Source organism: Streptomyces sp. NPDC087844, assembly GCF_044742785.1.
GTDB lineage: Bacteria > Actinomycetota > Actinomycetes > Streptomycetales > Streptomycetaceae > Streptomyces.
In genome coordinates, this window is record NZ_JBIUVD010000013.1 from 251,128 (window position 1) to 261,515 (window position 10,388).

Below are 10,388 nucleotides of genomic sequence, written 5' to 3' on the forward strand. Positions count from 1 at the left end.
CTGTCATGTTCTGGAGTCGGTACGGAGGACGAGTGGCACGGCACGTGGTGGTCGGGGACTTGCGGGTCCAGCAGATTGAGCGGAAGGACGGGCGGCGGTCGTGGACGATCGTGTGGCCCGAGGGGATAGTCCACGCGGAGGCGGACCGGTTCCTGCGTCTGCATGATGGTTCGGGAACGCAGAGGACGTACGCGTATCTGCTGGTGGACCATCTGCGGTGGCTGGAGCGGGAGTGCCTGGCCTTCGCTGCGGTCCAACTGCGGGACCTGGAACGGTACATGGGCATCGTCGGTGCCGAGGTCCGCATGCCGCTCGGGGAACCGTGGCGGGTCGGCAAGCGCCCCTACGGCCGCTCCGCGTTGTCGACCGCGGCTGCTTGTCTGAAGGGCTTCTACCTGCATCAGTCCGCCCTCGGTGTGAACGGGGAGCTCGGCAGGAAGCTCGGCACGTCGCGGCTGCCGTCGCGGGTGGACCGGCGTCGTGCGTTCCTCGGGCATGTGAAGTCGTCGCTGCCCAACAACCCGCTGGCGCCGAAGGGGCCGTACCGCCGGCATCCGAAGATGCTTCCGGACGGCGCCCGGGAGAGGCTGCTGGAGACGGTGAACGCTGCCCGGGACCGGCTGGTGGTCACCTGGCTCGCCGACGGCGGGCTTCGTATCGGCGAGCTCTGCGGACTTCACCTGGTCGACCTGCACCTGCGTGAGAACGCCGGATGCGGCGAGTGCCGTGCCCCCCACCTGCACGTCTGCCACCGGCTCGGCAATCCGAACCGGGCCGAGGCCAAGAGCAAGCACCCCTGGCGGGTCGAGCACGGCATCGTGACCGGCGGGCTGATCAAACGGGTCAGTCCCGCGATGGTGCACACCTACTTCGAGTACGTCACCACCGAGTACCCGCGCGGTGTCGGGCACGGCATGCTCCTGGTCCAGCTGCACGGCGCCGCTACCGGACAGCCGTGGGCGCCGGTCGGGGCCAGGCGGATGCTCGGCCGGGCCGGGAAACGCGCCGGACTCGGAGTCGTGAAACCCCATGCCTTCCGGCACTCGTTCACGTCCGCGGTTCTCGACGCAGCCGACGGCAACCTGCTGATCGCCCGGGACGCCGGCGGCTGGGCCTCGGCCGCGATGGTGGATGAGGTCTACGGACACATCGACGTCCACGACCCGGTCTTCGACGCAGCCCTGCGCACGGTCTGGGGAGAGACGAAGTGATAGAGCCGTCGCTGCTGCCGCAGCATGATGCCCGCATGCGACGGGACCGGCTGGAGGTGCTCACCACCCTCATCGGCGGACCGGAGTTCGACCCGGTGCTGCGCGGCGGGGTGCTGAAGATCCCGCCGACGCACCCGGTCTATCCGTGGAGTTGCACGGTCGTGGACTGCGCGCGGCCCCGCTGGCGGCGCTACGCGATGTGCTCGGTGCACGCCGAGCAGTGGCAGGAGGCGGAAACGCGGGGCATGAGCCGGGCTCAGTTCCTACTGACCGCGCAGCCGCTGCTGGCCACGGAGATGCCGGAGGCGATGATGTGCCGGATCTGCCCGCAGCGTCCGGCCTTCAGCCTGCAGCGGGTGCTGTGCTTCCGGCACCGCAACCGGTGGCTGAGCTACCTGAAGCGGCACCCCGAAGGACGTGTGAGCGAGGGCGAGTTCGAGCGGTGGCTGGCCGACCAACCGACACTTCCAGGCTATGGGGAGTGCCGCGCGGACGTGTGCGACGAACTGGCAGCCTCGCCGCTGGGGTTGTGCGGCGCGCACGAGCGCGGCTACATCCGGGACGGGCGTCCTGGCGGTGCGAGGCCGCCGAAGAACTTCTTCGCCACTTACGAGCGGCGCGGCCGCCCGGTTCCCATTGACTGCGACGACCGGGCTGCTTTTCGTGCCTGGTGCCGCGCGCAGCTGCCGGTACACCGCACGGGGACGGTCAACCTGCGCGGGCTGCGGCCCTTGCTGCGGGCGGAGTTGCAGTGGGGGATGTATGTCCACGGCCTGCAGCCCGTCGCCGTGTGGCATCTGACGTGGGTGCAGTCCCTCGCGGACGAGTGCCAGCGCCGCGACGTGGTGTCCCTGGCCGGCCTGGAGGCGTCCGTCTTCCACCGCGCCTACCACCAGCGCATGGTTCAGGAGGTGCAGGAAGCTCTGCGGAAGGTCTACTTCACCCCTGCCGACACCCGGGATGCCGGCTACATCGAGACCGAGCACTTCGGGGTGCGCTTCCCGCACCGCTCCAGCTACATCGACCTGACCTGCATCGCCCAGCAGTGGCTGCGCGATCTTTTGTGGGATCACATCGCCGACGTGCTGCGCTCGCCGACCTGCCCGCGCAGCGCCCAGCCGGTGGACTTCGTGCGCCGCGCCGGCGCCGAACTGTCCGGGTTTTTGGAGGCGGAGGCGCCGGGTGGCGGCCACGACCCCACCGTGCTGCGCGGCGAGCACGTCCACCGCTTCGTCGCGGACCTGCGCAACCGCGAACGTCTCGGCCTGGTCTTCCGCGGCCAGGCCCGCCTGGACGGCAGGAAGTCGAAGGTCACCGAGCACATGCGCCGGATGGTGTTCAACTACGGCCGTTCCCTGCTGCGCAGCGCGCTGGACAGCGGCAGCGCCGAGAGAATCGGCCTGGACCGCGCCTTCATCGCCGCGATGCCGGTCGGCGGCCCGGGCACGCCCCGCAGCCGCAACCCCTTCCCCGACGAAGTCGCCCGCGCCCTCGCGGACGAGGCCAACCTGCAGCAACTCGCCGACGGCCACGACCCGCACGACCGCGGCCTCAGGGACATGTGGGAGACCATCATCGTCACCGGCCGGCGCGCCAGCGAGGTCATCCAGCTCCGCCTGGACTGCGTCGGCCGCTACGGCGGACTGCCCCTGCTCTGGCACGACCAGACCAAGGTCGGCAACCTGAACGCGGCCGTCCGCATCCCCGACCATCTCCTGGACCGGCTCGAAGAACGCCGCCGCAGGACCCTGACCCACTTCGCCGACCGGCACGCCGGCCGCCCACCCACTGTTGCCGAGCGCGCTCACCTGGCTCTGTTCCCCACCGACATCCTCAACCCCGAGGGCCAACGCGCCTTGTCCTACACCTGGTTCCACACCGGCTTCCGCGCCTGGGTCGCCGCCCTCGACCTCGGCGGTCACTACGTCGCCCACCAGGCCCGGCACACGCTGGCCACCCGGCTGCTGCGGCACGGCGCGAGCCTGACCCACATCCGCCGCTACCTCGGCCATGTCTCCGACCGCATGGCCGAGCACTACGTCCACCTGACCCAGTCGGACCTGGAGAACGTCCTCCAGCACGTGTGGGTCGCCGGCCCCGGCACCGCCCACCCCGGCGACCTCCTCACCAGCGACACCACCCCGCTCACTCGCGAACAGGCTCAGGCTCTGGCCATCGACCTGTCCCGCCGCAGCACTCCCGCCGAGGGCGGTTTCTGCACCTTCCAGCCCGTCGTCGACGGCGGCGCCTGCCCCTGGAGCCTCGACTGCCACAACTGCGACAAGTTCGTCCTCTCCGGCGCCGACCTGCTCTACTGGCGCCGCAAACGCGAGCAGTGGCGGCTCCTGGCCGAGCGCGCGCCCGACGACGCTACTGCCGACTACCTTCACCGCTACTTCGAACCCACCGCCCGCGCGATCGACGGGCTGGAGAAGGCGCTGGCCGGCCTTGGCCTCCTCGACGATGCCCTAGCCCTGGACCTGCGCAAACCCCAGGACTACTTCCACCGCGTGTGGTCCACCGCCTTCCGTGCCGCCGACCTCGCCGACGCGGGCGGCGACGAGGAGGACGAGCAGAGCGAGTACAGCGATACGTGCGCAGTCGAGGACACCGATCCGGAACAGGACGTCGCATGAACGCTGCCACTGTCCCCGAACCGCGCACGGCGGCGGCCCTGGCGGCTCGCCGCCAGAGGACCGAAGCCGCTCTCCAGCGCGTTCATGAGGCCATCGCCCGGATCCGGCGTGAGAAGGCCCAGGTCAGCGTCGCCGCCATCGCCCGCCGAGCAGACGTCTCTCGCACCTTTCTCTATGGCAACCCCGAGGCCCGGGATGTCATCGCTGCGGCCCTGGCGGAGACCAGCGATCGGCAGACGGCGATCCTCGTCGAGCAGGACGATGAACGCGAGGCGACCTGGCGCGAACGGGCGCTGAATGCCGAGGACGCCCTCAAAGCCGCCCACGCCGAGATCCTCACCCAGCGCACCCGCATCGGCGAACTCTTCGGTCAGATACGCGACTTGGAAGCCGAGTGGACCGAGGAGGCCATCCAGCGGATCACCACCGAGAACACCGCCCTCAAGCAACGGGTCCGTCAACTGACTACCGACAACCGCACCTTCGACGAACGGCTCAAGGCGGCGCGCTCCAACCTCCGTTTCCAAGACCGGCGCGTCGCCGACCTCGAAGCCCGTATCGTCGACCCGGGATCTGCAACGTGATCCAGTCCCGCTGAACGCGGCTTCGGGGAACAATGAGGACGCCTCGTTGTTCCCCGAAGCCGGTGAAGGAATACAAGTTGACTATGCAGTTCCCTGCCCCTGGACACGTAATCGACACCGCGGTGCGGCTCAAGGCTCAGCGCGTCCTCAAGGTCATGTCCACCGATGCCCTCAGAGTGTGGGAGGAGGCCATGGAAGAGGTCAAGGAGGATGCCCTGGGCGAAGGTGTCGTGCTGTCCACTCAGGCATTCAAGGGGAAGTTCGACACTGACGATGAAGTCTGGCTCGGCCCGCGGGAGCTGAACCTGGACAGGTACATGTGCGAAGAGGGCCTGGGCGTTTTGACGATGATCGAGTACGCCATCGCCGGAACCGTCACCCGGTGCGAAGTGATCACGTGTCGTCAGTTCGGTGACGTGGTCCACCGCATGGTGGTCGGGGAAATCGTAGTGGGCGGCACACTAACCAATTCAACGCGTCCGGCGCTCCCCTAAGGGCATGCGGGCTGGTTCAGTCTCGTGGAACGGCCCAGACCGCAGTCACGATGACGACTCCGGGCAACACGAGCGCGGCCTCGGCGAGCGTGTAGACCAGCCACGGAGGCATCGCCGTCCAGTGATCGTACGAGACTCCGACTGCGCATCCGGCCGCTACTGCAAGGAATCCACCTACCGCCACGGTAGTCCTGGATGCCACGCGTACCCGGCCATTGAGGAGGATTTCGTCGCGCCAATGTGTAGACCACTCAGCAGTCGTCGTCACCCCCGGTGGCGGTGGGCTAGGTACTACGGGTGGTGCTGCGGGAAGGGGCTTCCACCAGCAGAAGAAGACAGCCGCCATGAGGGCGACGCCGCTGCCCCAGACCATTGCGGTTGACCATCCAGCAGCGCTTTGCTGGAGAACGGAGTTCTTGAAGGCGTCCGAGGAGACGATGAGCATCAGAGAGGAGAACTGCGCCGAGAACTGGATCAGCCCTCGGAAGAAGACAACTTCGCCGTGCTTGTTGCGGTCATAGGCTGGCAGCAGCCAGGCAAGCGCGATGATCACCACGACAGCGTCGGCCGCGAGGATAGCGCCGGAGAACAACTGCTCCGTGACTGCGCGGATGCATACCAGTTCCCCGGATGTGAGCGCGTACAGATACGACGCCGTCGCCAGGCCGACAAAACAGGGGAGGAGAAGTTTCAGGCCGCGCGAGGCGTGCCCGTCCCCATTGACCGCATTTCTCTGACCGATGACGGTGACCAAGCCGGCGAAAACGAAGCCCGCCATGATCCCGCAGAAGGCACTCATCGATTCCGCAGAGGCTATAGAGCTCCAGTCGATTCCGCCGACGCCACTTTCGCAGGTGTTGGGCGTGAAGGCGGATTGCTTCACGAGTGGTGTCATAGCCGCTGATGATGACAGCCCTACACCGGCCGCACGCTTGGGTCATTGGGATCGTTACGTGCCACTGGGAGCACAGAGGAGCGCACAGACGGCGCGCGGGGGCTGACCGCGCCGTATGCCTCGCATTGTGCCTCCTCCACGTAGACAGGTGGACCGTGCATGGTTCCGCTGGATCCATGAGTTGAGGCAGGTTCCCAACGGCTCGTCCCATGAGACCACCCAGACGAGCTACGCCAGCGATCGCAACTCGCCGCCACAGACATGTAATCTATGAATCGTCGCAGTTCAGAGTCGGTATCCGAGCTCCTGCGGTCGGTAATGTCGAGTACAAGCGCGGCACCGACGCGGGCGTCATCAACCAGGGTCTGTTCTATCTGTCTTGGCTGATGGATCACCGCGCCGAGTTCGGGCATCTGGTCCGCGACCGGCTCGGGGCGACGGCCGCGGCCCAGGTGCTGTGGAGCGCGCACAGGCTGATCTGCGTGGCCGGCGACTTCACCCGCTACGACGCGCACGCCGTACGGGAGCACCGGCGCAGCATCGATCTGGTCCGCTACCGCTACTTCGGTACCGAGCACCTCGGCCTTGAGACGGTGGCTTCGGTTACCGGCCTGGCAGCAGTTCCCGGAGCAGCCCGTCGTCGTACGCCGGAGGCGGCGCGGGTGCGCACGTCGGATGGGGCGATGGCTGAGCTGTCTGCGGCCGTCGACGAAGGCCTGCTCGGTCTCGGGGACGGCATCACCCGGGTGCAGCGCAAGCAGTACCGGGCCTACCAGCGGCTGCGGAACTTCGCCTGCGTCTGCCCGCCGCAGCAGACCAAGCTTCTCGTCTACCTCAAGGCCGACCCGCAACAGGTCGACCTCGTTCCCGGCTTCACCCGGGATGTGACGGGGCTCGGCCACCACGGCACGGGGGACCTGGAGCTGCGGCTGCGTACGGAGCGGGACCTGGAGCGAGCCAAGGACCTGCTCCGCCTCAGCTACACCGCGGTGTAGACCGGCGCATCCCAGTGCACGGGCTGGAGCGGTGGTGCGGGTTGTGCGGTTTCGGTCAGAGCTTCGTGGCGTTGCCTTCCGACGTGACGGTCAAGGGATGGCGGTGGAGTGCTCAATGAGCGGTGTGCCGCCGCGTGGAGGAACCTGTTCAACCGGATGCTCGGCCAGCTGCACCACTGCCTGCAGAAGCGAGAGTTGTTCGACGAACGCACCGCATTTCCCAGCGAACTCGTTGCTGCCGCTCGACGCCTTGGCGACGTGAGGTGTCTGGCGCGTACTCGGCACGTTACGCACCGACCCGAAGTGGGCGACCGCCCTGGTGAGGGCTCTGCTGGTCCTGACGAACCGCGAAGTCTCCTCGTGATCGACGATCTTCGCCGAAGCGCCACGGGCGCCGATGGTGCCGGGTCGCCGCCCGCCGCAAAGGGGGTTTTCTGAACGCCATCCCCTGCGTGAACCGGACCGGGATCCTGGCGTCGCCTCCTGCTCGACTACCCGCACAACGACACACGACATGGTAGGTTATAGGTCGACCACTAATGAAGGAGTGGAAATGACAGTCCAGGAAAATGACGCCGTCCGCCGTGCCGCTGCCCAGCACGCCGTGGCCGAGCACCTGCGCCTCACCGCTGCCGGACACACCGAGGAGTGGGTGAAGTTGTTCGCCCCGGACGCGGTGCTCGAGTTCCCGTACGCGCCGGTCGGCGTGCCCCAGCGGGTAATTGGGCGAGACGCACTGCGCGCGCACATGAGCAACTTTCCCGAGACCTTTGACGTGGAGTTCGTCGACCTGGTGTTCCACGAGACGGTCGATCCGAGTCTGGTGATCGCCGAATTCCGCTCGAAGGGCACGGCGCTGCCGACCGGCAAGCCGTACGAGCAGACATGCATCTCCGTCGTCCACACCGATGACGACGCACGCATCACCCACTACCTGGACTACTGGAACCCGCTGGTGGCGATCGAGGCGCTCACGCCCCACGACGTGCCGTCCGGCTCGGACCGCAGCGTGGCTTTTGGAGGCTGAGGGGAGCCGTGTTTGACTGACGCCCATGCCTGCCGCCGGTACCAGCACGAAGAGCGACGAACGACGTCGGGCCATCGTGGCCGCCGCAGTCGACTGCTTCGCGCAAAAAGGGTTCTACGGTACGACGACGCACGAGATCGCAGACTGGGTCGGCGTCTCTCAGCCGTATCTCTATCGCCTGTACCCGAACAAGGAAGCACTGTTCGCGGCGGTGGTCGACCACGTCTCCGTCGTCATGACCGACACGCTGGTCGCTCACTCGCCGGCGTCGGGTGGGGCCGGGCCGGCGCCCGGGGCGGCGTTGGATGCTGCACGCGGCGCCTATGCCGCGCTCGTCGCGGACCGGAACATCCTGCGTTTCCTCATGCACGCGAACTGTGCCGTCGGCGAGCCGCTGGTGGAGCAGGCCGTGCGCCGGTGCTACGCCAAGCAGGTCGACACCGTTCGGCAGTTGCTGGGCGACGACGAGGCCGTGCGGCGCTGGTTCGGCGCCGGAATGCTCGACAACGTGGTCGCCGTGCTGGGTCTGGCCGACATCGATGAGCCGTGGGCGCACGTCCTCACCGCTCGATGATCCGGCACCGGCAGTTCGGCGCCGACGGCCCCGGGTCTTCCTCGTAGGCCAACTCGGCCAATGGAACTCGGCTTCTTCAGTCGCGGGCGAGCTTCGTCCGGGTCAGCCGCCTCCCGGGCGGGCGTCGGGACGACGGCCACGGCGGCCTCCGCCGCGGCCCTGTCCTGCTCGGTGGGCCGGTTCAGTACCCGGCGATCACGAGCTCCTCCTTCTCGGCCTGGACCTCCTTCAGGTGTATGGCCAACTGCGCAGCGAGCGTGTCCAGTTCGCTGCGGCGAGCCGTGATCCGCTCCAGCTCCCGCATCCCCACCCTCCCACGCGCTCCCGGCGTACCGGCCCGGCCCGGCCCGGCCACGGATCGTAAGAGCGGCACAGCGGTCGGCGCAGCACAAACCGAGGACCACTCCGAACGACATGTCAGACGATCTTCGCCGTGGACACCGGCCGACGACCAGCGCGAGTAGCTCTCCCGACCTCCACACCAGATCCGTGACCAGCAACTTCACGATGCACACCACTCAGCGGGGCTCCTCGCGGTCGATGCGGGCCAGGACCAGGGTGCTCTCGTCGAGGGCATCGAAGCCGTGTGCGGTCAGCAGCCCACGGGCCAGGTCCTGTCGGCTGTCGGTGGGGGGGAGGGTGGCGGTCACAGGGCTGGAGCGGGTGGGGTGGGTGTCGAGGCGGACGTGGGCGTCGATGGCGGGAGCCGTCACGTGGAGGTGCTCTCTTCTGCCGGTGGCCGAACCGCGGGGGTGGGCCACCCGCGGGTCTGAGGGTCAGCGGGAGATGCGGGTTGCGGGAGCCGTGGTGCGCGGCGGGCCGGCCCGGGGCGGGGCCGTGGCCCCGGCGCGCGCCGCCCTGGCCGTGGGGCCGGGGCTGGTGGCGTGGTGCCAGCGGGTGCGCACCGCGGTCAGGTCGGCGAGCGCGCGGCGGCTGCCGGTGATGAGCTGGTGGGGGGTGTTGGCGAAGTCGTCGGTGTAGGCGGTGATCCGCTCGGCGACCGTGCGGGCGCGGGCGAGGAGAGCACGCTGGAGGATCCGTTCGCCCCAGTACTCGGGGGAACCCGTGGGCATGGAGATCAGGTCCATCAGATCGCGGGGGGTGAGGGAGGTGGTGAGCAGCCCGCGGTGCTGGGTTTCGCCGAGGACGGTGACCACATCGACCATGTCGCCGCGGTGGACCAGCGCCGTGACGGACTGCCACAGCGCGGCGTGCAGCGGAGTGGTGAAGTCCTGCGGGGCCAGCCACCGCATCCGCTGCGTCTCTTCTGGACGTGCGATGGCGGTGGCCAGGAGGAGGCGCTCCTCGTCGAGGTCTTCTTCACCGGCCTGCCGGACGACATCCGCGGTCGGGAGGGTGCGGGGCAGCGAGCCGGGATGCGGGGCGAACTGCCCGGCGAGGTCGTCCAAGACCCGACCGAAGGCGTCGGCCCGCGTCAGGACGGCGGTCGCCGGGTCGGGCCCCGTGCTGTCGGTGGCGGTCTGTGTGAGACGCTCGGCATGCAGTCGCAGGGTCCGGCGGGCGTGGTCGGCGCGGATCATCCGGGCGTAGGCCGGCGCGTGCCTGGGCTGCGGGCAGAACTGGATGAGGGCGTGCAGGTAGGGGGCGTCCAGGCCGGGAGCGTCGGGCCGGGCGTTGTCCAGAACCTGGTTGAGCCAGGTGGGGTCCTTGGCGTGGAGGTCCGGGTCGGGAGGCGGAAGAGTACGGATCGCGGTGAACAGGCTCGCGTGGGAGTGGTTGTCGAAGTGAGTGGCGATCAGTGTTCCGGTGTCGGCCAGACGTGCGGGTTCGAGGAGGAGCGCGCCGAGCAGCGCCTGCTCGGCATAGTGGACGACTCTCGGCACTGGTACGAGGTCATCGTCGGCGGGTTCGGGTGTGGGGGGGGGTGCCTCTATGTCCTTCGTCAAGGCACCCCTGTCGGGTTTGGGGTGATTCAGGCTTGCTGGGGTCATGCGGCGAGTTCGACGGCCGC

Annotated in this window: 11 protein-coding genes and 1 pseudogene; 7 read left to right on the forward strand and 5 right to left on the reverse strand. The window is 68.4% G+C overall.

Annotated elements, in window-relative coordinates; translation table 11 throughout:
* Positions 1-32: 32 nt before the first annotated feature.
* The 4 genes from ACIOKD_RS25250 to ACIOKD_RS25265 all read left to right on the forward strand — a co-directional run bounded on the left by ACIOKD_RS25250 (position 33) and on the right by ACIOKD_RS25265 (position 4,925).
* A complete protein-coding gene (locus ACIOKD_RS25250) occupies positions 33-1,211 on the forward strand; it encodes a tyrosine-type recombinase/integrase (protein WP_402088097.1) in 1,179 nt (392 codons plus the stop codon).
* Between the two features lie 35 nt (positions 1,212-1,246).
* A complete protein-coding gene (locus ACIOKD_RS25255; protein WP_402088100.1) occupies positions 1,247-3,847 on the forward strand; it encodes a tyrosine-type recombinase/integrase in 2,601 nt (866 codons plus the stop codon).
* Positions 3,844-4,431: a DUF6262 family protein gene (locus ACIOKD_RS25260; RefSeq protein ID WP_402088103.1), complete on the forward strand. Its 588-nt coding sequence runs from the start codon at positions 3,844-3,846 to the stop codon at positions 4,429-4,431. The genes ACIOKD_RS25255 and ACIOKD_RS25260 overlap by 4 nt, the downstream gene beginning before the upstream one ends.
* Positions 4,432-4,508: 77 nt before the next feature.
* Positions 4,509-4,925, forward strand: a complete 417-nt coding sequence (locus ACIOKD_RS25265; RefSeq protein ID WP_402088106.1) for a hypothetical protein — start codon at positions 4,509-4,511, stop codon at positions 4,923-4,925.
* Positions 4,926-4,941: 16 nt separating this feature from the next.
* On the opposite strand, the gene ACIOKD_RS25270 is transcribed toward ACIOKD_RS25265, so the two are convergent.
* On the reverse strand, positions 4,942-5,820 hold the full coding sequence (locus tag ACIOKD_RS25270; protein ID WP_402088109.1) for a hypothetical protein: 879 nt from the start codon (positions 5,818-5,820) through the stop codon (positions 4,942-4,944).
* Between the two features lie 320 nt (positions 5,821-6,140).
* On the opposite strand from ACIOKD_RS25270, the pseudogene ACIOKD_RS25275 reads away from it, so the two are divergent.
* Positions 6,141-6,815, forward strand: a pseudogene (locus ACIOKD_RS25275) (DUF5655 domain-containing protein); the annotation flags it as partial.
* Between the two features lie 90 nt (positions 6,816-6,905).
* On the opposite strand, the gene ACIOKD_RS25280 reads toward ACIOKD_RS25275, so the two are convergent.
* Positions 6,906-7,316 carry a hypothetical protein gene (locus ACIOKD_RS25280; protein ID WP_402088111.1) on the reverse strand — a complete coding sequence of 137 codons (411 nt, stop codon included), beginning with the start codon at positions 7,314-7,316 and terminating at the stop codon, positions 6,906-6,908.
* A gap of 52 nt (positions 7,317-7,368) precedes the next feature.
* Here ACIOKD_RS25280 and ACIOKD_RS25285 point away from each other — a divergent pair, with 52 nt between their 5' ends.
* Together ACIOKD_RS25285 and ACIOKD_RS25290 are read left to right on the forward strand one after the other, a co-directional pair.
* Complete coding sequence (locus ACIOKD_RS25285; protein WP_402088114.1) at positions 7,369-7,842, forward strand: nuclear transport factor 2 family protein; 474 nt, start codon at positions 7,369-7,371, stop codon at positions 7,840-7,842.
* A gap of 25 nt (positions 7,843-7,867) precedes the next feature.
* A complete protein-coding gene (locus tag ACIOKD_RS25290; RefSeq protein WP_402088117.1) occupies positions 7,868-8,416 on the forward strand; it encodes a TetR/AcrR family transcriptional regulator in 549 nt (182 codons plus the stop codon).
* 181 nt (positions 8,417-8,597) lie between these two features.
* On the opposite strand, the gene ACIOKD_RS25295 is transcribed toward ACIOKD_RS25290, so the two are convergent.
* The 3 genes from ACIOKD_RS25295 to ACIOKD_RS25305 all read right to left on the reverse strand — a co-directional run bounded on the left by ACIOKD_RS25295 (position 8,598) and on the right by ACIOKD_RS25305 (position 10,260).
* Positions 8,598-8,720 carry a hypothetical protein gene (locus ACIOKD_RS25295; RefSeq protein ID WP_402088120.1) on the reverse strand — a complete coding sequence of 41 codons (123 nt, stop codon included), beginning with the start codon at positions 8,718-8,720 and terminating at the stop codon, positions 8,598-8,600.
* A gap of 214 nt (positions 8,721-8,934) precedes the next feature.
* Positions 8,935-9,129 carry a hypothetical protein gene (locus tag ACIOKD_RS25300; protein WP_402088123.1) on the reverse strand — a complete coding sequence of 65 codons (195 nt, stop codon included), beginning with the start codon at positions 9,127-9,129 and terminating at the stop codon, positions 8,935-8,937.
* A 63-nt stretch (positions 9,130-9,192) separates the two neighbouring features.
* Positions 9,193-10,260 (reverse strand): DnaB-like helicase N-terminal domain-containing protein, encoded by a 1,068-nt coding sequence (locus ACIOKD_RS25305; protein WP_402088127.1) that lies wholly within the window; start codon positions 10,258-10,260, stop codon positions 9,193-9,195.
* Between the last annotated feature and the right edge of the window lie 128 nt (positions 10,261-10,388).

Excerpts from the sequence above, each read along its gene's own strand:
- ACIOKD_RS25255 (WP_402088100.1), top strand. The coding sequence starts at position 1,247 with ATGCGACGGGACCGGCTGGAGGTGCTCACCACCCTCATCGGCGGACCG.
- ACIOKD_RS25260 (WP_402088103.1), top strand. The coding sequence starts at position 3,844 with ATGAACGCTGCCACTGTCCCCGAACCGCGCACGGCGGCGGCCCTGGCG.
- ACIOKD_RS25270 (WP_402088109.1), bottom strand. The coding sequence starts at position 5,820 with ATGACACCACTCGTGAAGCAATCCGCCTTCACGCCCAACACCTGCGAA.
- ACIOKD_RS25285 (WP_402088114.1), top strand. The coding sequence starts at position 7,369 with ATGACAGTCCAGGAAAATGACGCCGTCCGCCGTGCCGCTGCCCAGCAC.
- ACIOKD_RS25290 (WP_402088117.1), top strand. The coding sequence starts at position 7,868 with ATGCCTGCCGCCGGTACCAGCACGAAGAGCGACGAACGACGTCGGGCC.
- ACIOKD_RS25295 (WP_402088120.1), bottom strand. The coding sequence starts at position 8,720 with ATGCGGGAGCTGGAGCGGATCACGGCTCGCCGCAGCGAACTGGACACG.